25 protein-coding genes are annotated in these 24,177 nt (G+C 65.3%); 17 read left to right on the plus strand and 8 right to left on the minus strand.

Annotated features, from left to right (window positions below):
- Positions 1-26 precede the first annotated feature (26 nt).
- Positions 27-665, minus strand: a complete 639-nt coding sequence (locus A0U87_RS16430; RefSeq protein WP_048938018.1) for an ankyrin repeat domain-containing protein — start codon at positions 663-665, stop codon at positions 27-29.
- A gap of 44 nt (positions 666-709) precedes the next feature.
- Between A0U87_RS16430 and A0U87_RS16435 the strand changes: the two genes are divergently transcribed.
- The 4 genes from A0U87_RS16435 to A0U87_RS16450 are packed head-to-tail and all read left to right on the plus strand — an operon-like array spanning position 710 to position 2,747.
- Positions 710-1,363, plus strand: coding sequence for an SCO family protein (locus tag A0U87_RS16435; RefSeq protein WP_048938019.1), 654 nt, complete (start codon positions 710-712; stop codon positions 1,361-1,363).
- A gap of 3 nt (positions 1,364-1,366) precedes the next feature.
- Positions 1,367-1,792 (plus strand): YcgN family cysteine cluster protein, encoded by a 426-nt coding sequence (locus tag A0U87_RS16440; RefSeq protein ID WP_004209190.1) that lies wholly within the window; start codon positions 1,367-1,369, stop codon positions 1,790-1,792.
- The gene (locus A0U87_RS16445) at positions 1,773-2,483 is read left to right on the plus strand and encodes a SprT family zinc-dependent metalloprotease (protein ID WP_037519365.1); all 711 of its coding nucleotides are present in this window, start codon (positions 1,773-1,775) and stop codon (positions 2,481-2,483) included. Before A0U87_RS16440 ends, A0U87_RS16445 begins: the two co-directional genes overlap by 20 nt.
- A 3-nt stretch (positions 2,484-2,486) precedes the next feature.
- Positions 2,487-2,747, plus strand: coding sequence for a hypothetical protein (locus A0U87_RS16450; protein WP_004209188.1), 261 nt, complete (start codon positions 2,487-2,489; stop codon positions 2,745-2,747).
- Here A0U87_RS16450 and A0U87_RS16455 read toward each other — a convergent pair.
- Entirely contained in the window at positions 2,744-3,568 is an 825-nt protein-coding gene (locus A0U87_RS16455) for a rhodanese-related sulfurtransferase (RefSeq protein WP_053094336.1), read from the minus strand. The two genes, A0U87_RS16450 and A0U87_RS16455, sit on opposite strands and share 4 nt — an antisense overlap.
- A 65-nt stretch (positions 3,569-3,633) precedes the next feature.
- Here A0U87_RS16455 and pdeM point away from each other — a divergent pair, with 65 nt between their 5' ends.
- Together pdeM and A0U87_RS16465 are read left to right on the plus strand one after the other, a co-directional pair.
- Positions 3,634-4,293 (plus strand): ligase-associated DNA damage response endonuclease PdeM, encoded by a 660-nt coding sequence (gene pdeM / locus A0U87_RS16460; RefSeq protein WP_048938020.1) that lies wholly within the window; start codon positions 3,634-3,636, stop codon positions 4,291-4,293.
- Between the two features lie 190 nt (positions 4,294-4,483).
- Positions 4,484-7,279, plus strand: a complete 2,796-nt coding sequence (locus A0U87_RS16465) for a TonB-dependent receptor (protein WP_170978415.1) — start codon at positions 4,484-4,486, stop codon at positions 7,277-7,279.
- On the opposite strand, the gene A0U87_RS16470 is transcribed toward A0U87_RS16465, so the two are convergent.
- Complete coding sequence (locus A0U87_RS16470; RefSeq protein ID WP_048938022.1) at positions 7,257-7,991, minus strand: YggS family pyridoxal phosphate-dependent enzyme; 735 nt, start codon at positions 7,989-7,991, stop codon at positions 7,257-7,259. The two genes, A0U87_RS16465 and A0U87_RS16470, sit on opposite strands and share 23 nt — an antisense overlap.
- Positions 7,992-8,014: 23 nt before the next feature.
- On the opposite strand from A0U87_RS16470, the gene A0U87_RS16475 reads away from it, so the two are divergent.
- The 3 genes from A0U87_RS16475 (at position 8,015) to A0U87_RS16485 (ending at position 9,394) form a co-directional block, all read left to right on the plus strand.
- Positions 8,015-8,569: a thiamine phosphate synthase gene (locus A0U87_RS16475; protein ID WP_170978409.1), complete on the plus strand. Its 555-nt coding sequence runs from the start codon at positions 8,015-8,017 to the stop codon at positions 8,567-8,569.
- A gap of 95 nt (positions 8,570-8,664) precedes the next feature.
- Entirely contained in the window at positions 8,665-8,988 is a 324-nt protein-coding gene (locus A0U87_RS16480; RefSeq protein WP_048938024.1) for a carboxymuconolactone decarboxylase family protein, read from the plus strand.
- A gap of 7 nt (positions 8,989-8,995) precedes the next feature.
- Positions 8,996-9,394 (plus strand): putative quinol monooxygenase, encoded by a 399-nt coding sequence (locus A0U87_RS16485; protein ID WP_048938025.1) that lies wholly within the window; start codon positions 8,996-8,998, stop codon positions 9,392-9,394.
- Between the two features lie 61 nt (positions 9,395-9,455).
- Here the strand turns inward: A0U87_RS16485 and A0U87_RS16490 are convergent, their stop codons facing one another.
- Positions 9,456-10,184, minus strand: a complete 729-nt coding sequence (locus A0U87_RS16490) for a hypothetical protein (protein ID WP_137405738.1) — start codon at positions 10,182-10,184, stop codon at positions 9,456-9,458.
- A 234-nt stretch (positions 10,185-10,418) separates the two neighbouring features.
- Here A0U87_RS16490 and A0U87_RS16495 point away from each other — a divergent pair, with 234 nt between their 5' ends.
- From A0U87_RS16495 to A0U87_RS16520, 6 genes are all read left to right on the plus strand, one after another.
- The gene (locus A0U87_RS16495; protein WP_004209178.1) at positions 10,419-10,865 is read left to right on the plus strand and encodes a DUF3576 domain-containing protein; all 447 of its coding nucleotides are present in this window, start codon (positions 10,419-10,421) and stop codon (positions 10,863-10,865) included.
- Positions 10,866-10,968: 103 nt separating this feature from the next.
- The gene (leuS, locus tag A0U87_RS16500; protein WP_048938027.1) at positions 10,969-13,482 is read left to right on the plus strand and encodes a leucine--tRNA ligase; all 2,514 of its coding nucleotides are present in this window, start codon (positions 10,969-10,971) and stop codon (positions 13,480-13,482) included.
- A 64-nt stretch (positions 13,483-13,546) separates the two neighbouring features.
- Positions 13,547-14,107, plus strand: a complete 561-nt coding sequence (lptE, locus tag A0U87_RS16505; RefSeq protein ID WP_137405739.1) for an LPS assembly lipoprotein LptE — start codon at positions 13,547-13,549, stop codon at positions 14,105-14,107.
- A complete protein-coding gene (holA, locus tag A0U87_RS16510; protein WP_004209175.1) occupies positions 14,104-15,132 on the plus strand; it encodes a DNA polymerase III subunit delta in 1,029 nt (342 codons plus the stop codon). The genes lptE and holA overlap by 4 nt, the downstream gene beginning before the upstream one ends.
- 43 nt (positions 15,133-15,175) lie before the next feature.
- Positions 15,176-15,580 carry a peptide-methionine (R)-S-oxide reductase MsrB gene (gene msrB / locus A0U87_RS16515; RefSeq protein ID WP_048938028.1) on the plus strand — a complete coding sequence of 135 codons (405 nt, stop codon included), beginning with the start codon at positions 15,176-15,178 and terminating at the stop codon, positions 15,578-15,580.
- Positions 15,581-15,770: 190 nt separating this feature from the next.
- A complete protein-coding gene (locus A0U87_RS16520) occupies positions 15,771-17,864 on the plus strand; it encodes a PBP1A family penicillin-binding protein (RefSeq protein WP_137405740.1) in 2,094 nt (697 codons plus the stop codon).
- 9 nt (positions 17,865-17,873) lie between these two features.
- Here the strand turns inward: A0U87_RS16520 and A0U87_RS16525 are convergent, their stop codons facing one another.
- Positions 17,874-18,839, minus strand: a complete 966-nt coding sequence (locus A0U87_RS16525) for a retroviral-like aspartic protease family protein (RefSeq protein ID WP_048938030.1) — start codon at positions 18,837-18,839, stop codon at positions 17,874-17,876.
- 278 nt (positions 18,840-19,117) lie between these two features.
- On the opposite strand from A0U87_RS16525, the gene rho reads away from it, so the two are divergent.
- Both rho and A0U87_RS16535 read left to right on the plus strand, forming a co-directional pair.
- On the plus strand, positions 19,118-20,374 hold the full coding sequence (rho, locus tag A0U87_RS16530; protein WP_004209171.1) for a transcription termination factor Rho: 1,257 nt from the start codon (positions 19,118-19,120) through the stop codon (positions 20,372-20,374).
- 116 nt (positions 20,375-20,490) lie between these two features.
- A complete protein-coding gene (locus tag A0U87_RS16535; protein ID WP_004209170.1) occupies positions 20,491-21,210 on the plus strand; it encodes a YjbE family putative metal transport protein in 720 nt (239 codons plus the stop codon).
- 39 nt (positions 21,211-21,249) lie between these two features.
- Here the strand turns inward: A0U87_RS16535 and A0U87_RS16540 are convergent, their stop codons facing one another.
- From A0U87_RS16540 to A0U87_RS16550, 3 genes are all read right to left on the minus strand, one after another.
- A complete protein-coding gene (locus A0U87_RS16540; RefSeq protein WP_048938031.1) occupies positions 21,250-22,272 on the minus strand; it encodes a phytanoyl-CoA dioxygenase family protein in 1,023 nt (340 codons plus the stop codon).
- 143 nt (positions 22,273-22,415) lie between these two features.
- Positions 22,416-23,387: a quinone oxidoreductase gene (locus tag A0U87_RS16545; RefSeq protein ID WP_234415699.1), complete on the minus strand. Its 972-nt coding sequence runs from the start codon at positions 23,385-23,387 to the stop codon at positions 22,416-22,418.
- Positions 23,387-24,088 (minus strand): dienelactone hydrolase family protein, encoded by a 702-nt coding sequence (locus A0U87_RS16550; protein ID WP_037519228.1) that lies wholly within the window; start codon positions 24,086-24,088, stop codon positions 23,387-23,389. Before A0U87_RS16550 ends, A0U87_RS16545 begins: the two co-directional genes overlap by 1 nt.
- Positions 24,089-24,177 lie beyond the last annotated feature (89 nt).

Genomic DNA, 24,177 nt, shown 5'->3' on the forward strand with positions numbered 1-24,177 from the left:
CGGCGCCGGGTCATAAGTTGGATGTTTCAAAAGACCGGACCCTGGACCGGGCCCTTGGGCGCGGCGGCGTTGGTCTTGGCGGAATCGAGCGCTTCGACCAGGCCGGGGGTGCGGCTGTCGCGCTCGGCATAGTCGCGGGCGGACATGCCAGCGATCGTGTCGCGCTTGTCCGCATTGGCGCCCTGCGCCACCAGCAGGCGGACCAGGCCGATGTCGCGCAGCTGCACCGCGCGGATCAACGCGGTCTCGCCGCTGCCATTGGCCTTGTCGACCTGGGCGCCGCGGGCGAGCAACAGGCGCACGCCTTCTTCGAACCGGTTTTGCACGGCGAGCAACAGCGGCGTGGTGCCATTATTGTCGGCCAGGTTCGGATTGGCGCCCTTTGACAGCATGAAGTTGAGCCATGTCGTGTCGCGGCGGCCGATGACGATGTGCAGTGCGGTTTCGCCGGTGGTGACGTCACGGCTGTTGATCACGGTCGAACCCGGCTTCTGCAGCATCTCGGTCGCCTTGTCGCCGTCAGCGTCCTTCACCGCCTTGAGGAAGTTGTAATTGTTGGAAAACTGGGCCTGGGCCGCAACCGGGGCCATCAGTGCCAGGGTGATGGCGGCAGGCCGCGCCAGAAACAGCCAGGTGGAAAGTCCGCTCTTCATCCCAATCTTCATCGTCGCGCGCCCCGTTCGATTTGCAAATCGGCCCATAGCAAGGCATGGCAGGCGACACCATGAACAAAGCGCTGATCTCGCTCGCCCTGCCGTTTCTGGCTTTGCTGACGGCATGCAATATGGGGGGTGGCGGCAACGCATCAAGCGGCGAGAGCGAGCAGGGCAATCTGGTCGGTGCGCGCATCGGCGCGCCCTTCACCCTGACCGACCAGGACGGCAAGACCGTCCATTGGGACGATTATAAGGGCCAGTATCGGATCGTCTATTTCGGCTACACCTATTGCCCGGATGTCTGCCCGGTCGATCTGCAGCGGATCATGCAGGCGTTCAGCGCCTTCGAGAAGGCAGCGCCGGCCCGAGCCGCCAAGGTGCAGCCGATCTTCATCAGCGTCGACCCCAAGCGGGACACGCCGGCGGTGCTGAAAACCTATGTCGCGGCCTTCCACCCGCGCCTCGTCGGCCTGACCGGCACGCCGGAACAGATCGCGAAGGTGGCCAAGGACTTCGTCGTCCTCTACAATGCGGAAAAGCCGGAAGGGGCGAGCGACTATCTGGTCAGCCACAGCCGCACGCCCTATCTGTTCGGGCCGGACGGCAAGCCGATCGCGCTGGTGCCGGTGGATGATCCGGGCACGCCGGACGTGGACGAGGGCGCACCCGATATCGTGCGCGCCTTTCTCGAAAAATGGGTCAAGTGACATTTGGACTTCTGGGACAAGCCCCTCGACAAGCTGAACCGCGCCGAATGGGAAGCGCTGTGCGACGGTTGCGGCAAATGCTGCCTGCACAAGGCGGAAGATGAGGACACGGGCCGCATCTATCCGACCAATGTCGCCTGCCGCCTGCTCGACCGGCATAGCGGCCAATGCACCAACTATCCCGACCGGCGGCGGTTCGTGCCCGATTGCGTGCGACTGACCCCGGCCAAGGTGAAGCAGATCAGTTGGCTGCCGCGCACCTGTGCCTATCGGCTGCGCGAGGCAGGGCTGCCGCTGCCGGACTGGCATTATCTGGTCTGCGGCGATCGCGAGGCGGTGCATCGGGCCAAGGAATCCGTACGCGGCTGGACCGTGGCGGAGGCCGATGCCGGCGATTGGGAACATCATCTTGTCGACCGAGAGCTCTGAGGCAGAAATCCTGATCGATGGCGTCGCCATGCCGGTGCGGGTGCGCCGGTCCGCGCGAGCGCGCGCCTACAAGCTGACGATCGACGGGTTGCGCGGCGAATTACGGCTGTCCTTGCCGGCGCGGGCGAACCTCAAGCGCGCGCTGGGCTGGGCGCAGGGGCATGAGGATTGGGTTCGGGCGCAAATGGCGGTGACGCCGGCGGTGACGCTGCTGGGCGATGGCGCGACCTTTCCGCTGGAGGGGCGCGAGGTGCGCATCTGCTGGATCGCGGGGGCTACCCGCACGATCCGGCTGGAGGGCGACCGGCTGATCCTGGGTGGGGCGGCGGAATCGGTCGGTGCGCGGGTGCTGCGCTGGCTGAGGACACGGGCCAAGGCGGTGCTGGAGGCGGAGACGCTGGCGATGGCGCAGGATCATGGCCTGATCGTCGCCTCGGTCGGCACCGGCGACACGCGCAGCCGCTGGGGCAGCTGCACGTCGACCGGGGCGATCCGCTATAGCTGGCGGCTGATCCTGGCGCCGGCCTGGGTGCGGCGATCGACCGTGGCGCATGAGCTGGCGCATCTGCTGCACATGGACCATAGCCCCGCCTTCCACGCTGCCCATGCCCGCATCTATGGCGAGGATCCGCGCCCGGCGCGCGCCTGGCTGAAGGCGCATGGGGCGGGCCTGCACCGCTATCAGGCCTGACCGATGGCGCGCCGGAAACGCTATCTGACCGCGACCATGCCCGACGGCTATGTGAAGAAGATCGGGCCGACCGCCGACCCCTTCACCCATTATTGGCGGATCGTCGCCATACTGGAAAATGGCAAGACCGAGGTGTTCTGGGGCCACACCCGCTCGCTGGCCGAGGCGAAGAAGAAGCGCGCGGCGGCGCCCGATGGCGCGCGGATGCGGGGCTGGACATCCTATCAGTTCGAGATGGTCGAACTGGTGGAAAGCGCGGATTAGCCCCGATGCGGCCAGGCGCCGTCGGCATCGCCGCCGGGGCAGTCATGGTCGGCATCGCGCGGATAGGGCAGGCCGCAGGCGCTGCAGGTGGCATAATGGCCTTGCTTGAGGCCATGGCCGACCGCGACCCGCTCATCGAAGACATAGCAGTCGCCCTGCCAGCGGCTTTGCGCCTGCGGCATTTCCTCCAGATAGCGCAGGATGCCGCCCTTGAGGTGATAGACTTCGTCAAAGCCGCGCGCCTTGACCAGCGCGGTCGATTTTTCGCAGCGGATGCCGCCGGTGCAGAACATCGCGATCTTGGGGCTGCGGCCTTCGTCGCGCAGCTTGGCGGCGAAATCGTCGAACCAGGCCGGAAATTCGCGGAAGGAGCGGGTGGCCGGGTCGATCGCATTCTCGAACGTGCCGACTGCCACCTCATAGGCGTTGCGGGTGTCGATGATGACGGTGTCGGGATCGGCGATCAGCGCATTCCAGTCCGCGGGATCGAGATGCACGCCGGCGTGATGGGCGGGGTCCAGGTCGCCCGCGCCCAGCGTCACGATCTCCGCCTTCACCTTGACCTTCATCTTGCCGAAGGGGGCGCTGTCGGCGGTCGCATATTTGACGTCGACATCGGCGCAGCCGGGCAGGGCACGGATATGGGCGACCAGCCGCTCGATCGCGTCGGCCGTGCCCGCGACGGTGCCGTTGATGCCCTCGCGCGCCAGGATCAGCGTGCCGCAGGTGCCAAGATCGGCGCACAGTGCGCGCAGATCGGCGGCGGTTGCCTGCGGGTCGGCGAAGGTGGCGAAACGGTAGAGGGCTGCGACGGTGAACATGGGGAGCCCTATAGGCGCTGGCGCGCATACTTGAAAGCCGAGCGAAGAGGGCGCATAGCCGGGTAATGGTTCCCCTTTCGTTCGCAGGTCATGATTTCCTGGCTTTGCCGGAGGCGGCTTTGTTCTGGCCGGCGCATGGCGCGCTGCTGGTGGCTGACCTGCATTTCGAGAAGGCGAGCTGGTATGCGCGCTTCGGCCAGTTCCTGCCGCCGCACGACAGCGCGGCGACGCTGGACATGATCGAGGCGCTGGTGGCGCGCACCGGCGCACGGGCGATCTGGTCGCTGGGCGACAGTTTTCATGATGCCGATGGCGCGGCGCGGCTGGACCCGCGGGCGCGGGCGCGATTGCAGGCGCTGACCGAACGGCTCGACTGGCTGTGGATAACCGGCAATCATGACGTCGGCGTGGTGCATATGCCGGGCGGACGCCGTGCGGTCGAGGCGGAGGTGGACGGCGTCTGGCTGCGGCATGAGGCCGACCCGGCCGACCCCCGGCCGGAGATATCGGGCCATTTCCACCCCAAGCTGCGCCTGTCGCTGCGCGGCCGGCATGTGTCGCGCCGCTGCTTCGTCGGATCGCCGACCAAGTTGATCCTGCCGGCGCTCGGCGCGCTGACGGGCGGGCTGGATGCGGGCCATGGCGAGATACAAAAGGCTGTCGGGCCGGGTGCAATGGCGTTGATACCCGTTTCCGACCGATTGCTGCGCTTTCCGCTGACGTAAGCAAACGCTACGGAAACCGGGCGTTAAATTGTTGCTGCTAGGCAACAGGGCCATGCAGCCATCATCACGCAACTGCGGAAAAAGCCCGGAATCACGCGATATATTGCGTTATTCCGACTGTGGCAGCATAATCGCGCATAGTCCCGACCCGGCAAAAAGCCAGGCGGGCCAGGAGAGGATGCACATCATGATGCACAAGAGCCTTTGGCTGATGTCCGCCGGTGCCGTCGCGCTGGTGGGCGCCATGCCGCTTGCCCATGCCCAGGATGCCGCGCCGCAGGCGGCAGTGGACACCGAAAGCGTCGACATCATCGTCACCGCGACCCGCCGCGCCAGCCCACTGTCCGACGTGCCGATCGCGGTATCGGCGGTCGGCCAGCAGGCGATGCAGAATAGCGGCGCCAATGATATTCGCGCGCTCAACCAGCTGGCGCCGTCCCTGCTGGTCTCTTCGACCGGGACCGAGGCCAATGGTTCGGCCCGTATTCGCGGCATCGGCACGGTCGGCGACAATCCTGGCCTGGAAAGCTCGGTTGCGGTGTTCATCGACGGCGTCTATCGGTCGCGCACCGGTGCGGGCCTCAATGATCTGGGCGAGATCGAGCGGGTCGAGGTGCTGCGCGGGCCGCAGGGCACGTTGTTCGGCCGCAACGCGTCGGCGGGCCTGATCAACATCGTCAGCAAGGCGCCGGAATTCACCCTGGGCGGCATGGCCGAGGCGACCTATGGCAACTATGATTATTGGCGCCTGGCCGGGCGCATCACGGGCCCGATCGCCAAGGGGATCGCGCTGAGCCTGGACGGTGTCTGGTCCAAGCGCGACGGTTTCTATGATCTGGTCGATACCAGCGGCAACAAGGTTGGCGACACCAATGATCGCGACCGCTATTTCCTGCGTGGTCAGGCGCTGATCGAACCCAGTGATGCCCTGTCGATCCGGCTGATCGGCGATTATACCAATCGCGACGAAAGCTGCTGCGGCGCGGCCTATGTCGAGACGCGCGAACGGCGGCCGGCGACCGGCGGCGGCTATAGCACGGCGCCGTTCAACCGCATCGGCGCGATCCTGGCCGGGCAGGGCAGCGTCTTCCCCGCCGATCCCTATGATCGCGAGCTGACCATCACCGAAGGGCGCGACTATGTCAGCAAGCTGAAGGACTGGGGCGTGTCGGGCGAGATCAACTATGATCTGGGCGGCGCGAAACTGACCAGCATCACCGCCTATCGCGACTATAAATCCCGCGACTATGGCGATTATGACTATTCGGGCGCCGACCTTCTCTATCGCGATCCCAATACCTATCGCCAGTTCAAGACCTTCACCCAGGAATTGCGGGCGCAGGGTTCGGCCTTCAACGAAGCGCTCGACTGGCTGGTGGGCGGCTATTACGCCAATGAGAAGCTGACGCTGGAAGATAATATCCGCTTTGGCGCGGACTATGGCCGCTTTGCCGCCTGTCGCCTGATGGCGGGCGCGGGCGTGAACAGCAACTTCACCGCAGCGCAACTGGCGGCCTGCGGCAGCGGTCTTGCCACGTCGGCGCTGATCGGCGGCACGCAAGCAAATCTCAACGCCGGCCTGACCGCCGCGCTGATCAATGCCGGATTGCCGGCCGGCGTTGCGGCGGCGCAGGCGGGGGCGATCTCCACCGGCCTCGGCAATGGCCTGCGCGCGCTGGCGGCAATCCCGGAAGGCACCGGCGACGTTGCCTCCATCTACCGCCAGAAGAGCGAGAATTGGGCGCTCTTCACCCATAATATCATCCACATCACCAAGCGGCTCGATCTGACCCTGGGCCTGCGCTACACCCATGAATCGAAGAAATTCTCTTCGGACTTCAATAACAACAACGCGACCTGCGCGGCGTTGCAGGCCTCTTCGCTGCCGACGCTGGCGACCAATGCGTCGCTGGGCAGTGCGGCGGCGCTGGCGGGCGGCATCCTGACGCTCGGTTGCCTTGGCAATGGCTCGACCACGCTCAATGCGCTCGACCTCAACGACAAGATCAGCGACGGCGAGTTCAGCGGCACGGCGGTGCTGTCGTGGAAGCCGATCGACGAGATGCTGGTCTATGGCAGCTATTCCAAGGGCTATAAGGCGGGCGGCTTCAACCTCGACCGCTTCCAGCTGGGATCGACCGGCCTGAACACGGTGCCGGCGGTCTATGCGCCGCGCACCAATGCCGATGTGGCTAGCCTGCGCTTCGCCGCGGAGAAGGTCGACGCCTTTGAAATCGGGCTCAAATATACCCAGCCAAAATGGAGCGCGAACATCGCGGCCTTCCGTCAGGAGTTCAAGAATTTCCAGCTGAACACCTTCAACGGCACCAGCTTCGTCGTGCAGAATATCAATGGCTGTGACAGCGCCCTGTCGGCGGCGCGGACCTGCGATTCCGGCGATGTCGGGCCGGGCCTGATCAGCCAGGGCGTGGAACTGGAACTGACCGCGTCACCGGTGCGCCATTTCCGCCTGACCGGTGGCCTGACCTACGCACGGGCGAAATTCGCCAAGCGGCTGGTCGGCAGCGGCGATGGCAGCGTGCCGCTCGATCCGGCGCTGTTCCTGCTGCCCGGATCGATCAACAGCAATGCGCCGCAACTGGTGACCACGGCGAGCATGGCCTGGACGCCGGATATCGGGTCGAACGGCCTGTCCGCACTCTTCTACATCGATGGCCGCATGATGAGCGACTATAATACCGGGTCCGACCTGTTCCCGGAAAAGGCGCAGGACGGCTTTGCGGTGTTCAATGCGCGCGTCGGCCTGCGGGGCAAGGATCAGCGCTGGGCGGTCGAATTCTGGGGCCAGAATATCTTCAACCAGGATTATACCCAGGTCGCCTTCAGCAGCCCGCTCCAGTCGAGCAGCCCGGCGACATCGACCACCGGTCAGTTCGTGCAGGGCGCGCCGATGGCGAACCAGCTCATCTCCGCCTATCTGGCCGAACCCCGCACCTATGGCATTACCTTGCGGGGGCGTTTCTGATCATCCCGAGGCCGCTCCGGGGCACGGGGCGGCTGACGGGGGCGCGTTCGCCGAACAGGGCGGTGCCGACGCGAATGTCGGTGGCGCCCAGCATCAGGGCGGTTTCGAAATCGCCCGACATGCCCATCGACAGGCGCGGGAGGCCCTCTTCCCGCGCCATTTTCGCGAGCAGGGCAAAATAGGGTGCCGGTTCGACATCGGCCGGGGGCACGCACATCAGGCCGAGCAAGGGGATGTCAGCGTCACGCGCGGCGGCGATCAGCGCTGGCACATCGGCGATCGGGCAGCCGCCCTTCTGTTCCTCGGCCCCGATATTCACCTGGATGAAGCAGGGCAGGCGCTTGTCCGCGGCGTCCATCGCCTTGGCGAGCGCGGTCAGCAGCGAGAGGCGATCGAGCGAATGGATGACGTCGAACAGGGCGACGGCATCGGCGGCCTTGTTCGACTGCAACTGGCCGACCAGATGCAGGGTAAGATCCGAGAATTGCTCGCGCAGGGCGGGCCATTTGTCCTGACTTTCCTGGACGCGGTTTTCGCCGAAGACGCGCTGGCCGGCGTGGATCAGCGGAAGGATCGCTTCGGCCGGCTGGGTCTTGGACACGGCGATCAGGTTGATGTCGTCGGCGCTGCGCTGGGTCAGGCGGGCGGCGCGGTCGATCTGGTCGCGCAGGGTGGCGAGGCGGGCCGCAGCTTCGGGGATGTCGGTGGTCATGGCGGCTGCTATAGGCGATGGCCATGCACGCCCGCCACCGCAAAAAGCTGCCCGGCCTCTGGCTGATGACCGATGAGCGGGTGGAGGATGCGTCCTTGCTGGCGGCGGCGGCACGCCTGCCGCGTGGGCGCGCGGGAATCGTCTTTCGCCATTATCGCACCGAAGCGGTGAAACGGCGCGCGCTGTTCGAGGCATTGCGGGCGATTGCGCGGCGGCAGCGGCTCGTTCTGATGCTGGCGGGGGACGCGCGGACGGCCGCCGTCTGGCGCGCGGATGGCTGGCATGGGCGGGATGGGGCGAAAAATTTCCACAGACTTATCCACAGCCAGGCGGCGCATGACCGGCGGGAGCTTCAGGCGGCGGCGCGCGCGGACATGGTCTTCCTGTCGCCGCTGTTCCCGACCCGGTCGCATCCTGGTGCCGGGGCGCTGGGGCGGATCGGCTTTGCGGCGCTTGCGCGGCAGGCGAAGGCGCCGGTGATCGCGCTGGGCGGGGTCAGGGCAAAGCACCGGCATATGCTGCGCGGAATCGGCGCGGCGGGCTGGGCGGCGATCGACGGACTGACCGACCATATATGAATCCGGGTCATGGGGCCTAGCGCGGATGCGGGCCTAATAGCCTGTGGATAAGTCGGCTAGGCTGGGGGACGCCATCCATCCTGCGGAGAGCCGACATGACCGAACCCACCGACGCGCGCCGATCCTTTGGCGATCTGGCGCCTCATCTGGCGGAAATGACCGACAAGACTTTGTTCGGCGAAGTCTGGGCCGATCCGGCACTGTCGCCGCGCGACCGCAGCCTCATCACCATCACCAGCCTCATCTCGCTCTATCGCGGCAATGAGCTGCCCTTTCACCTGCAGCGGGCACTGGACAATGGGCTGACGCGCGCGGAGATCATCGCGACCATCACCCATCTGGCCTTCTATGCCGGCTGGCCGCCGGCGATGACCGCACTGGGCATCGCCCGCAAGCTGTTCGACGATGTGCAGGACTAAGGCGGCGATGGGCGCATTGACGCTGGCCGCCTTCATGCTGGGTGTCGGAGCCGGGCGGCAGGCCAAGGCGCAGGCCGCGCCGGACAAGCCGATCGTGCGGATTGCCGAGCTGGAGATCGATCCGGCCCGGATCGAGCAGTATAAGACCTATCTGCGCGAGGAGATTGCCGCATCGGTGGCGCAAGAGCCGGGCGTGCTGTCACTGTCGGCGGTGGCGATCGCCGGAAAGCCGGCGAGCATCCGCCTGCTGGAAGTCTATGCCAGTGACGCGGCCTATCAGGCGCATCTCAAGACACCGCATTTCCTGAAATATAAGCAGGGCACCGCCGACATGGTGCAGTCATTGCGCCTGATCGAGACGGAGCCGGTCATGCTCTGCGCCAAGGGTGGCGGCAGCTATTGCTGACGCGTTGGAGTGATCGGCATCAGGCGATGCCGATCATGCGTATCCTAGCCCATTCAGGCGATCAGAATTTGAAGATGGTGCCCAGATAGACGGCCTGGTTGTCCTGGCGCTCGTCGGTCATCGGGGTCAGGCGGCCGGCAACGCTGTTGTTGTAGCGGATGCCCGCTGTCACGTTGAGGTTGCGGGTCAGCGAGTAGGAGCTGGCCAGATCCAGCGAATAATCCTTGTCCGCACTCGGGTAGCGGACGGTCGCCGTCGGCTCCCGACGGCTTTCCAGCAGCACCTTGGTGCTGAAGCGATCCTTCTTGCCGTCATCCAGCGAGAAATTCTTCGCATCGACCATGGTTTCGACCGGAACCGGGTCCAGCGCCTTGCGGCCGGTATTTTCCGGCAGGGCGAACTTGCGCCAGCCATGCTCGCCGTTCAGGCTGAAGCTGACGGGCGCGATGTTGACCGGGACCACCGAGCGGTTGGCGGCAACGCGATCGACGTCGCTGGCGCGGACCATGACGGTGATCGAGCGCTGGCCGCTGAGCGAACCGCTGGTCGGCGTGAAACGGAAATTCTGGCGACCGGCCGAGGCGGCGATCTTCGCATAGGCCGCAGCCAGGCGCGAATCCTTGGTCGTGGGGGTGAAGGAGGAAATGCTGCCCAACGCGCCGAGCGATACCGGGGCTTCCTCACGCATGCGGACGAAATCGGTTGCGGCGCCAAAAGCGGGCGACAGCATGAAGCCAGCGACGGCGATCGCCGAGCCTGCCAATGCCAAATGTCCCCGTTTCACGCGCATGATTCGAATCTCTTCCCCACCGGTTATTTTTCAAGACGCATTAGACACCAAAAAGCGCCATTGACCAGAGGCGCTATCCGCTTTTTGTCTGAGCTGTTGCACAGAGCACACAGACTCCGAGGACGGGTTGCGACGATCCGTGGCGTGTCGGACCCGCGCGCCCCCTTGCCCAATGGCGCGCGTCGACTATAGAAGCGGGGCGTTTTTCGTCTTTTTCAAGCTAGGACATGCCTGATGGTCCGTCGCCTTCCCGTTACCCTTTCCTCCGGTCTTCTGCTGGCTGCGCTCCTGCCGCTTGCCGCATGCGGGGGCGGCGCGAAGGAACGGCCCAAGGCCGATCTGGCCGCGTCGAAGGTCACCACCATCGGCGTCAACGCCTATCTGTGGCGCGCCAGCCTGGATACGCTGTCCTTCATGCCGATGGTGCAGACCGATTCCAACGGCGGCGTCATCGTCACCGACTGGTATACCAACCCCAACACGCCGAGTGAACGGATGAAGGTCACCGTGTCGATCCTGGACCAGGATCTGCGCGCCGACGCGCTGCGCGTGGCCGCCAGCCGCCAGGTCAACCAGAATGGCCAGTGGGTCGATGCCCCGGTGCAGGCCGCGACGGTGCAGAAGCTGGAAGAGATTATCCTGACCAAGGCGCGCGACCTGCGCCGCATGGCGATCGGCTGAACCACCCCTTTCGGGCGCGACTGATACGGTAACGCCCTGTTTTCAAACCATCGGGGCTGGGCTTTCACAGAGCCCAGCCCGCTTGCATTTGTAAGGACATGACATGCAAAGGCGCTTCAACCCGCTGGAGGCCGACGCCCGCTGGCAGGCCGTCTGGGACGAGAAGCAGAGCTTCAAGGCGGACGATGCCTCGACGAAGCCGCGGAGCTACGTGCTGGAGATGTTCCCCTATCCGTCGGGGCGCATCCATATCGGTCATGTCCGCAACTATTCGATGGGCGACGTGCTGGCGCGCTTCCGCCGGATGACCGGCCATGAAGTGCTGCATCCGATGGGCTGGGACGCGTTCGGCATGCCGGCCGAAAATGCGGCGATGGAAAAAAAGGTGCATCCGGGCGAATGGACCCGGTCCAACATTGCCAACATGCGCGCGCAGCTGAAAAAGCTGGGTTTCGCGATCGACTGGAGCCGCGAACTCGCCACCTGCGAGCCGGACTATTATGGCCATGAACAGGCGCTGTTCCTGGACATGCTGGAATCGGGCCTGGTCTATCGCAAGGAAAGCCAGGTCAACTGGGATCCGGTCGACATGACCGTGCTGGCGAACGAGCAGGTGATCGACGGGCGCGGCTGGCGATCGGGCGCGCTGGTCGAGAAGCGCAAGCTCAACCAGTGGTTCCTCAAGATCACCCAGTTCGCCGACGATCTGCTGGAGGGCCTCCAGACGCTCGACCAGTGGCCCGACAAGGTGCGGCTGATGCAGGAAAACTGGATCGGCAAGTCGGTCGGCCTGCAGTTCAGCTTCAAGCCGGTCGCGCCGTTCGACAGCGAGATCGAGGTCTATTCGACCCGTCCCGACACGATCTTCGGCGCCAGCTTCGTCGCGATCGCGGCCGACCACCCGGTCGCGCAGGCCGTCGCCGCGAACAATCCCGATGCCGTTGCCTTCATCGAAAAGTGCAAGGAAGGCGGCACCACCGCTGCCGAGCTGGAAACGGCGGAGAAGCTGGGCTTCGACACCGGCCTGACGGTCGCGCATCCGTTCGATCCGGACTGGCACCTGCCTGTCTTCATCGCCAATTTCGTGCTGATGGACTATGGCACCGGCGCCGTCATGGGCGTGCCCGCGCATGACCAGCGCGACCTCGACTTCGCCCGCAAATATATGCTGCCGGTCGAGCGCGTGGTTGCGCCGGAGGGCGAAGCCGACAAGCCGATCCATGACGAGGCCTATACCGGTCCCGGCCATCTGGTGAACTCGCGCTTCCTGGACGGCATGGCGGTCGAAGCCGCCAAGGCGGCCGTCATCGCCCGCGCCGAGGGCGAAGGCTGGGGCGCGGGCAAGACCGTGTTCCGCCTGCGCGACTGGGGCGTGTCGCGCCAGCGTTACTGGGGCACCCCGATCCCGGTCATCCATTGCGATGATTGTGGCGTGGTGGGCGTGCCCAAGGACCAGCTGCCGGTGAAGCTGCCCGAGGATGTGACCTTCGACATTCCCGGCAATCCGCTGGATCGTCACCCGAGCTGGAAGCATGTCGATTGCCCGTCCTGCGGCAAGGCGGCGCGGCGCGAGACCGACACGCTCGACACCTTCGCGGATTCGAGCTGGTATTTCATCCGCTTCGCCAGCCAGCCCGACGACAAGCCGTTCGATCGCGCGACCGTGGAGCAGTGGCTGCCGGTCGGCCAGTATATTGGCGGCGTGGAACATGCGATCCTGCATCTCCTCTATGCCCGTTTCTGGACCCGCGCGCTGCAGCATATGGGTCAGCTGGGCTTTGCCGAGCCCTTCACCGGCCTGTTCACGCAGGGCATGGTGACCCACGAGACCTACAAGGCCGGCGATGGCAGCTGGCTGTCGCCGCAGGAAATCAAGAAGTCCGGCGACGACTATATCCATATCGAGAGCGGGGCGCCGGTCACGGTCGGCCGCGTCGAGAAGATGTCCAAGTCGAAGAAGAATGTCGTCGATCCCGATGACATCATCGAACAATATGGTGCCGACGCCGTGCGCTGGTTCATGCTGTCGGACAGCCCGCCCGAGCGCGACCTGCCCTGGACCGAGGCTGGCATCGAGGGCAGCTGGCGCTTCGTCAACCGCGTCTGGCGCCTGTTCGGCGAAGCGGATGCGGCGGCGGAAGGCCAGGACAAGGCCTTGGATCGCAAGCTGCACCAGACGATTGACGGCGTCGCCAAGGATATCGAGGCGCTGGGCTTCAACAAGGCCGTCGCCAAGATCTATGAGCTGGTCAACGCGATCGAGAAGGCCAAGCCGTCGGCCAGCCGCACCGCGGCGATCCGCGCGCTGGCGCTGCTGGTCGCGCCGATGACCCCGCATCTGGCCGAAGAGGGCTGGGCCGAGATGGCGCAGCCGGGCCTGATCGCCGAAGCCGCCTGGCCGGCGGTCGATCCGGCGCTGCTGGTCGAGGATGAAGTGACCATCGCCTGCCAGGTGATGGGCAAGCTGCGCGACACCATCACCGTGCCCAAGGGCACGCCCAAGGACGAGCTGGAAAAGCTGGCACTGGCGGCGCCGAACGTTGTTCGCACGCTGGATGGCGCCACCCCCAAGAAGGTGATCGTGGTGCCCGACCGTCTGGTCAATCTGGTCATCTGACCTGTGCCCGTCACCCCGACCTTTGGTTCGACAAGGGCGGGGTGACGGGATAAGGATCATGCCCATGAAGCGCATCCTTCCCCTCGTCGCCCTGACTCTTCTCACCGCACCTCTTCTCACTGCCTGTGGGCTGCGGCCGGTCTATGGCGGCGGCAGCCATGGCGCGGTGGCGCAGGGGCTGGGCCATGTCGAGGTGCAGGATATTGCGGGCAAGGGCGGCTGGCTGATGCGCAACGCCCTCAACGACCGGCTTGGCGCGATCAGCAATGGTTCCGGCCCCAGCTACAAGCTGGTGGTGAAGCTGGACGACCAGATCAGCGGTTTCGGTCTGCGGTCCGACGCGGCCATCACCCGTGAGCGGCGCACGCTGCGGGCGCGCTATCAGCTGATCGATGAAGCGACCGGTGCGCAGGTGCTGGACGACAGCGCCGGGTCGGACGCCGGCATCAACGCGACGTCGAGCGAATATGCGACGATCGCGGCCGAAGACACGGCGCTGGAGCGGCTGTCGGAGATCGTCGCCGACCAGATTGTCACCCGCCTGGCGCTGTATGCGACGCGCAAGGAAGGTGCCCAGGCGGCGCCATCGCCAGCCCCATCGTCGGCGGCGTCGACCAGCCAGTGAAAGCCAATCGCGGCCAGATAGAAAAGGCGCTCGACGCGCCGCCGTCGGATATCCGCTTCTTCCTGCTCTACGGTCCTGACGAGGCGGGCAGCACCGCGCTTGCCAGGCGGCTGGAGCGGGCGATGGGGCCGGGGGCCGAGCGGGTTGATCTGGACGTGGCCACGCTGCGCGAGGATCCGGCACGGCTGGCGGACGAAGCGGCATCCTTCTCCATGTTCGGCGACAAGCGCTGGGTGCGTATCAACGGCATGGGCGACGAATCGCTGCCGGCGGTCACGGCGTTGCTGGAGGCGGAGGCGGCGGGCAATCCGGTGATCGCGATCGCCGGCGCGCTCAAGGCGACGTCGAAGCTGGTCAAGCTGGCGCTCGACCATAAGGGCTGCATGGCCTTCATCTCCTATCAGCCCGATGCTCGCGAGGCGGAGCAGATCGCGATGGCGACCGCGCGCGAGAACGGCCTGCGCCTGCCGCAGGAACTGGCGCGCCGCATCGTCGACCTGGCCAATGGCGACCGGGCGCTGATGGGAATCGAGATCGAGAAGCTGGTCCTCTATCTCGACGCCGCGCCGGAACAGCCGCGCGAGGCGACGGCGGAGGCGCTGGACGCGCTGTCGGCCGACAATCCCGATTCCGACGCGGCGCCGCTGGTCAATGCGGTGCTGGGCGGCGACCTCCGGGCGATGCACAAGGAACTCAACAATCTGGCGGAGATCGGCGCGGCCATGGCGTCGGTGATCCGGCCGCTGCTGACCCGTGCAATGCTGATCGCCAATATCCGCGCGGATTTCGACAGCAGTGGACGGCTGGAGGCGGCGGTGGAATCGGCCGGCAAGGCGGTCTTCTGGAAGGAGAAGGGGCTGGTCACCCGCCAGGTGCGGCTGTGGGACGCGACCGGCATCGCCCGCGTCATCCAGCGTCTGGCCCAGGCCGAAAGGTCCAGCCGCGGCGGCAAGGGGCTTGGCGACCTACTGGTGCGGCACGAGCTGCTGGCGATCGCCCGACAGGCGGCGCGCGAGCGGGCCTGATCGCGGACTTGATAAGGTCTTCGGCGGACGCCATATTGCCGCCATGGAAAAGCTGGACCTGAGCGAAGCCGAATGGCGTGCGCGCCTTTCCCCCGAACAATATCATGTGCTGCGCGAAGCGGGCACCGAACGGGCCTTCACCGGCAAATATAACAGCAACAAGGCGGATGGCGTCTATTATTGCGCCGGTTGCGGCGCGGAACTGTTCGATGCCGAGGAAAAATATGACAGCGGGTCGGGCTGGCCCAGCTTCACCGCGCCGGTCGATATCGACGCGGTCGAGGAAATTCGCGACGCCAGCCATGGCATGATCCGCACCGAGGTGCGCTGCGCCACCTGCGAGAGCCATCTGGGCCATGTTTTCCCTGACGGCCCCGGCGTCAACGGCCTGCGTTACTGCATGAACAGCGCGTCGCTGGATTTCAAGTCGCGCGACGACGCGGAATAAGAGCGTCATAGGGACGGACTGGTGCGGGGCGGGGGCAGCATGTCCTGCCCGCCCCGGCTTGTTCGGACCTCCACCGATAATATTCATCGCGGGTAAAGCCGCATCATCCTTACAGACCGGGGAGTTTTCCGGACGAGCGCCCTGATTTGCGCTGGTCCGGGCCGGTAATAGCGCGTATCCGGGGCGGCAAATGGCACGATCTGACAAGAGCAAGAAGGCGCCGGGCAAGGCGAAGAAATGGCTGGTGCGCGGGCTAAAGATCGGTCTGGTCGGCGCCTTTGCCGGCTTGGTCGCGATCGGCGTGGCCGTGTTCATCGCGATGCAGTCACTGCCCGACTATAACAGCCTAAAATCCTCCCCCAATGGCCAGATGATCCGCGTCCATGCGGCGGACGGATCGGTCATCGTCTCCCTGGGGCCGAGCTTTGGCCGCTGGCTGAGCTATGACCAGATCCCCTCGGTCATGGTCGATGCGATGGTGTCGACCGAGGATCGCCGTTTCTACATGCACCCCGGCGTCGATCCGGTCGGCATGGCACGCGCGGCCTGGGTCGCGCTGGAACGGCGCGGCAGCGGCCGGCGCTGGCAGGGTGCCTCGACCATCACCCAGCAGGTCGCGCGCAACATCTTCCTCAACAACAGCTATAGCTGGGGCCGCAAGGTCCGCGAGATGGTGCTGGCGATGGCGCTGGAGCGCAAATTCTCCAAGCAGCAGATCCTGGAACTCTATCTCAACAAGGTCTATTTCGGCGGCGGGGCCTATGGCATCGACGCCGCCAGCCGCAAATTTTTCGGCCATCCCGCGCAGAGCCTGGACCTGCCCGAGGCGGCGATCATCGCCGGCCTGGTGAAGGCGCCGTCCAGCTATTCCCCCACCGCCGATGCCGAGGCCGCGATCGGCCGCGCCGGCGTGGTGCTCGACCTGATGCAGGAAAATGGCAAGATCAGCGCTGCCGATCATGCCAATGCCAATCTGGCTGGCGTGCGCATGGCGCCCGAGCCGCCGCAGAACAGCGTGCGCTATTTCACCGACTGGGCGCTGCCGCAGCTCGATACGCTGATCGACGAGCCCAATGAGCCGCTGGAAGTCTATACCACCATTGACCTTGGCATGCAGAATGCGGCGACCGCCGCGGTGAAGGCCAATGTGTCGAACGGCATGCAGGGCGCGCTGGTCAGCCTGGATCGCGACGGCGCGGTGCGCGCCATGGTCGGCGGGCTCGACTATGTGACGTCCAACTATAATCGCGCGACGACCGCCGTGCGCCAGCCCGGCTCGGCCTGGAAGATCTTCGTCTACATGGCGGCGCTGGAGGCGGGCTATACGCCCGATACCGGCGTTACCGACGAGCCGGTGACGATCAATGGCTGGAGCCCGCGCAACAGCAATGGCCGCTTTGCCGGCGCGATCGATATCCGCACCGCCTTTGCCTATTCGATCAACACGGTCGCGGCGAAGCTGGGCGTGGAGGTCGGCTTCCCGACCGTCGCCGACATGGCGCGCCGCTTCGGCATCACCACGCCGATCAACACCCACCCCTCGATGGTGCTGGGCACGTCGGACGTGCGGCTGATCGACATGACCCGCGCCTTCGCCTCGATCGCGCGCAAGGGCGTGGCGGTCACCCCCTATGGCATCACCAAGGTGACGACCGCCGACGGGCGGATGCTCTACCAGCATCAGGATGATACCAGCCGCGTGCTGGTGGCGCCCTGGGTCGCGGCGGGCATGACCGACCTGATGCAGACCGCGGTCAGCACCGGCACCGGCAGGGCAGCGCAGATCGGTCGCCCGGTCGCGGGCAAGACCGGCACCACCAACAGCGGCAAGGATGGCTGGTTCTTGGGCTTTTCCAGCGGCATCACCACTGGCGTCTGGGTCGGCCGGGATGACGCCAAGGCGGTGCCTTCGCTCTATGGCGGTCGCGCGCCGGCCCACGCCTTTGCCGATTATATGAAGGTCGCCGTCGCCAAGCGGCCGGTGGAGCAGTTCGAGACCCAGGTCACCCTGCCCGAATGGCAGCTGGAGCCGGACGAGGAGGCCTATTACGGCCAGCCGGATAACGGCATGGAAGGCGGCATGATGGTCGATGAGAATGGCCTGCCGATCGACCGTGCTCGGCCGGCCGGCAGCGAGGTGGAGGATGGCGAGGATATGGCTCAGCCCGATCCGGCCGATCGCCCGGCGCCGCCGCGCCTGGACCAGCAGTGGATCGACAATGTGCTGGGCCGCACGCCGCGCCAGCGCCAGCCGGCCCAGCAGCAGCGACCCGACAATCCCTGATCCCGTGCCTCAGCGTCCCTGACGGGGCGCTGAGGCGGCCAGCCGGACCGGATCGAGCGCTCCGGTATCGGGCAGCAGGAAGTCCACCTTGCCCCGACCGAAGTCGATCGCAACCCGGTCGAACAGCCGCAGCGCGTTCATCCCCAGCATCAGCGCCGGCTTGTCGGCCAAACCCAGCTCGGCAAAGGGGCTGGCCTCGGCAAACAGCACCGGCACGCCGGTCAGCTTGACCCGGCCCATGCGCACGAAATCCAGCCGCCCGACATCGCCGGTCAGCGTGTCGCCGGTCACGCTGATCAGGCTGGCCTGTAGCAGTTCGGGGGCGCGCTTCTTGCGCACCAGCTTGTCGCGCAGCGCCAGATTGCCGACGCTGAAATTGGCGCCGGTATCGAGGATGATGTTCACCTTCATCCCGTTGACATCGGAATCCAGCAGGATCAGCTGCCCCTTGCGCCGGCGCGCCTCGACGATGATCGCATCGGGGTCGCGCGGGGGCAGGCGGCGGCTTTCGCTGATTTCCATCCGGCCGGTGCGGAAATTGAGCAGCACCCGCTTGGCATGCAGGCTGTCGAGGCCGAGCAGGCCGGCGGCGCCCAGATGCTCGCCGTTCAGCACCGGTGCCTCTATATCGTCCACCGTGGTCGCGCCGAAACCGAGCCGGGGCACGGCGACGGTCGGCACCTCCGCCTTGCCGGTCATGCTGAGGATGGTGACGATCCGCCGATTGGGCAGGGCGAGCCGGTCGGCCAGGTCGCGGGCGATGACCGTGCGCTGCGAGCCGGTGTCGATCACGAAGTTCCACGGCCCCTTGCCGTCGATATTGATGGGAATGGTGACGCGGTCGTCGAGCGAGGGGCCGGTGCGGACGACGGTGGGTGGTATGTCGGGATCGAGCGGGGGGCTGTCCTGCGCGGCGAGTGGCAGCGCGGTGAGCGCGCCCGTGGCGATCGCCATCAGGGCACGGAAATAACGCATTTCCTCATCCTTCCGATATTTTATGTCTCATCATATCACGGGGCAGGATATGTCGTCCATCGCCGCAGATGGGGCACCACCTGTCGAAAATCCCCGGATCGCCCATGATTTCAGGCGGAATAGGGAAATGTCCTCGCTTGACTTGAGGGCCGGGCGCTCGCTAAACGCCGACTATTCCCCTCGCCCTTCCGGCGCGAGGCTTTCCCGAGACATTGACCGGGCAAAATCTCCTTTCTTACCCGGCTATTCTATCCCTCACTCCATCGGACCGACTCGCAATGCATCTCAAGGACCTCAAAAAGACAGTTCCCGCCGACCTCGTCACCATGGCGGAAGAACTGGGCGTCGAGGGCGCATCGACCCTGCGCAAGCAGGATCTGATGTTCGCCATCCTGAAGGCCGAGGCCGAAAATGGCGCGCAGATCATGGGTGAGGGCACGATCGAGGTGCTGCCGGACGGCTTCGGCTTTCTGCGCAGCCCGGAGGCGAATTTCCTGGCCGGTCCCGACGACATCTATGTCTCGCCGAACCAGGTCCGTCGCTTCGGCCTGCGCACCGGCGACACGGTCGAGGGCGAGATCCGCGCGCCCAAGGATGGCGAGCGTTATTTCGCGCTGACCAAGCTGCTGTCGGTCAATTTCGATGATCCGGACGTCGTCCGCCATCGCGTCAATTTCGACAACCTGACCCCGCTCTATCCCGAGCAGAAGCTGCGCCTCGACACGCTGGACCCGACCATCAAGGACAAGTCGGCCCGCGTCATCGATATCGTCTCGCCGCAGGGCAAGGGCCAGCGTACGCTGATCGTCGCGCCGCCGCGCGTCGGCAAGACGGTGATGCTGCAGAATATCGCCAAGGCCATCACCGACAATCATCCCGAAGTCTTCCTGATCGTGCTGCTGATCGACGAGCGTCCGGAAGAAGTCACCGACATGCAGCGCAGCGTGAAGGGCGAGGTTGTCTCCTCGACCTTCGACGAGCCTGCCACCCGCCACGTCCAGGTCGCCGAAATGGTGATCGAGAAGGCCAAGCGCCTGGTCGAGCACAAGAAGGATGTCGTCATCCTGCTCGACTCGATCACCCGCCTCGGCCGCGCCTACAACACCGTCGTGCCCTCGTCGGGCAAGGTGCTGACCGGCGGTGTCGACGCCAATGCGCTGCAGCGTCCCAAGCGCTTCTTCGGCGCCGCGCGCAACATCGAGGAGGGCGGCTCGCTCTCGATCATCGCGACCGCGCTGATCGACACCGGCAGCCGCATGGACGAAGTCATCTTCGAAGAGTTCAAGGGCACCGGCAACTCGGAAATCGTGCTGGACCGCAAGGTTGCGGACAAGCGCATCTTCCCGGCGCTGGACGTCGGCAAGTCCGGCACCCGCAAGGAAGAGCTGCTGGTCGAGAAGCCGACGCTCAGCAAGATGTGGGTGCTGCGCCGCATCCTCATGCAGATGGGCACGGTCGACGCGATGGAATTCCTGCTCGACAAGATGAAGGATTCCAAGACCAACGAGGATTTCTTCGCGACCATGAACCAGTAAGCGCGGCGGCGGCTGCGCGGATGTGCAGCCACCCTGCCATATATTTTGCGGTAAGAGCCGGGCCATGTATATGGTCCGGCTTTCTTCATTTTCACATACAGGGACGTTAGGCCGTCATGCTCGACCTTATCGCCACCGCCGCTTCGGCCGCCCAGGGGCTCGGTTCCCCGGCGGATATCTGGCAGCATATCGTCAACGACTTCAGCAATATCGGGACGCCCAGCGCCCTGGCCGCCTTTGGCCAGGTGTTGATGATCGATATCCTGCTGGCGGGCGACAATGCGATCGTCGTCGGTGCCCTGGCCGCCGGCCTGCCGCCCAAGCAGCGCCAGCAGGTCATCCTGATCGGCATCATCGCCGCGCTGGTGCTGCGCATCGGTTTCGCACTGGTGGTCAGCCAGTTGATGCAGATTGTCGGCCTGATCCTGGCCGGCGGCCTGCTGCTGCTGTGGGTCAGCTGGAAGATGTGGCGCGAGCTGCGGCCCAATGCCGGCGCGCATACGCCTGACGATCCGAGCGACGATGATGTGTCGGGCGTGCGCCCGGCCAAGAGCTTTGCCGCCGCCGCCTGGTCGGTGGCGATCGCCGACGTCAGCATGAGCCTGGACAATGTGCTGGCCGTGGCCGGTGCCGCGCGGGAGCATCCAGGCATCCTGATCATCGGCCTGATCCTGTCGGTGGCGATGATGGGCATCGCGGCGAACATCATCGCCAAATATATCGAGCGCTTCCGCTGGCTGGCCTATCTTGGCCTGGCGGTGATCGTCTATGTGGCCTGCTCGATGATCTATGACGGCATCATGGATCGGTCGGTGGGCATATTGACGCTCTTTTGATCGATCTGATCAACACTATCGCGATCGGCCCGCCCACGCTCAGTCGTCGGCGGGCCTTTTCATGCCTGCGGGCCGCCAGGGGTGGCCGATCCAGCGTGCCACGGCATCGCGCAGCCCCCAGCGCAGGTTGATGCGCCGTTCGGTGATGCCGGGCAGGCTCCACAGGTCGAGCCCCACCAGCGGGCGGAAGGGGTTGCGCCGGCCATAGGCCCAGAGTTCGACGCGGGTGGAACGCTGCGCCGCTTCTCCGCGCGCATGGAAGCCGAATGTGTCGGCGATGACCAATGTGTTGGCAGGGACCGGAAACTGGCGCGGCGGCGGGAGGCCAAGACCGGCCAGTTCCGTTTCGTCGATCCGTAGCGAGCCGCGCGCCGACAGACGGCAATCGCCATCTCGCGCTGTCAGGCTGCGCTGTTTCTCCCACGCCGCGCGCGCGGGGGTCAGTCGATGCGATCCGGGCACATAGGTGAAGGGGCCGCCTTCGGCCGGGACGTCCTCCAGGAACAGCCAGGCCTTCATCGCAGGATGGAAGGTATCGGCGTGCAGTTGGGTCTGAGGATCGGGCGCGCCTTCCCGTCGATGGGTGAGAATGGTCTGGATGTAGATGAGAGGTTCGACATTGAAGCTCGCTGCATAGCGGGCCAGCGCACGCCAGCGAGGGTGACGCAGGAAGCTATCGAGCGCGGGCATTGCGCGTCGGGCGTCTCCATCCAGTGCGAAGCGCCGAGTGATGGTGTGTCCCTGAACCATTTCACGTGGAACAGCCTCATAGGCCGCTATCTGCTTGCGTAAGGCGGCAAACTGCTCAGGCGGGAGAAAATCACGAATCTCGACGAAGCCATCGCGATCGAAGGCAAGGCGGTCGGTGGGAGTAAGTGTATTCGCGAGACGAAATCTACGGCGATTGGACATCCACTGTGCAATCCGAACGCGTCCGACATGAAGACCAAGGGCGTTCAAACGAGCTGAGCCAATCAAGGGATTGTCAATAAAGGATTTTGTGCCGGTTGCTAACTGTATGGTCCACCAGGGTAGCAGGATCAACTGGGTCAATCGGGGCATATGCTTCTTTTGCGAACGATGTATTTGGTGGCCGGATACTGCAAATGACGATCAATAGGGAAGGGGCGGGCGGGGTATTCGCAAAAAAAAGGGCGGCATGTGACATGCTGCCCCCAGTGGAATTCGACTGGCTGGATAGCGACTCAGGGCAGCAGGATTGTGCTGCCTGTTGTTTGGCGTCCTTCGAGTGCCCAATGGGCGTCCGCAGCGTCGGCGAGAGCGAAGCTCTGGCCGATCTGCGCTGACACGATCCCGCGCGCCATCCGATCGAACAGGCGTTCGGCGGTGTTGGCCAGATCTTCCGCCGTCGCGACATAGTCGAACAGGGTCGGGCGGCTGACATAGAGCGAGCCGTTGCGGCTGAGATCGAGCAAGCTGATCGGCGGCACCGCGCCCGACGCATTGCCATAGCTGACCAGCAGACCGCGGCGGCGTAGGCTGGCGAGCGAGGCGGCCCAACTGTCCTTGCCGACGCCATCATAGGCAACGGCGACACCCTTACCGTCGGTCAGGTCGCGCACTTGTGCCGCCAGATCGTCGAGCGGGCCGGACAGGCTGTGGTCGGCATCGACCCTGGCCGCCTTTTCGGGCGATCCGCTATGGGCGATCACGACCACGCCCTTGTCGCGCAGCCAGGGCACCAGCACCGATCCGACACCACCGGCGGCGGCATGGACCAGCGCCACATCGCCGGGCAGCAGGTCGATCATGTCCTCGGCCAGATAACAGGCGGTCATGCCCTTGAGCATCATTGCGGCGGCATCGCGGGTGCTGACCGCATCGGGGATGCGCACCATGCGATCGGCCGGGACGATGCGGTGGGTGGCATAGGCGCCCAAGCCGGCGGCGCAGCCGACCTTGTCGCCCACGGCAATGCCACTGACGCCCGCACCAACCGCGACGACATGGCCCGCACCCTCCGATCCCAGTGTTAGGGGCAGGGGGGCGGGGTAGAGGCCGGTGCGATAATAGGTGTCGATGAAGTTGAGGCCGACCGCATCCTGCGCGATCAGCACCTCGCCTTCACCGGGCGTGCCCGGATCGAAATTCTCGCGCTCGATCGCCTCGGGCCCGCCATGGGCGCGGACGATCATCCGCCATGCTTCGCCCGACATCAGGCGAGCGCTTGCGCGAAGAAGTCGGCGGTGCGACGGTCGGCCAATTGAGCGGCTTCCTCGACGCGGCGATCGCCCATCTCGGCGGCGAAGCCATGATCCAGCCCTTCATAATCATGCAGGGTGACGTGGCGGTTGTCCTTCAGCCCGTCATGCATCTTGGCCTGAACGTCGGCGGGGACGAAGCCGTCATTGGTCGGGATATGCAGCATGGTCGGCTTGCCGATGGCATGTTGTTCGCCCAGCAACCCGTCGATGCCCACGCCATAATAGCCGACAAAGGCATCGCCATCGGTGCGGCAGGCGGTCATGAAGGCGACGCGACCGCCCAGGCAATAGCCGACGACGCCGACCTTGGCCGGGCCTTCCAGCATCGCGCGGGCGGCGCGGATGGTCGCCTCGATATCGCGGACGCCCTGATCCTGGTTGAAGCGGGGGATATAGGCGAGTGCCTGCTGCATCTGTTCGGGGATGTCAGCGTCCAGCTCGATATGCGGATCGATGCGCCAGAACAGGTCGGGCGCGATCGCCAGATAGCCGGCGCGGGCCCAGCTGTCGCATTTGCGGCGGATGCCTTCATTGACGCCGAAAATCTCCTGTATGACGATGATCGCCGCCTTAGGGGCGCTGTCGGGCGTGGCGACATAGGCGTCGAACTGGCCGTCGCCTTCCAGCGTCTTGATCGGAATATAGTCTGCCATGGGATATCCTTCCGCCTTGGGAGTCTGTTAGGTCGAGGCGCATATTGGCGCCTTGGGCGAGGGGTGCAAGCGCGCTGTCGCGCCCAAAA

The organism is Sphingobium sp. MP9-4 (assembly GCF_005281675.1).
GTDB lineage: Bacteria > Pseudomonadota > Alphaproteobacteria > Sphingomonadales > Sphingomonadaceae > Sphingobium > Sphingobium yanoikuyae.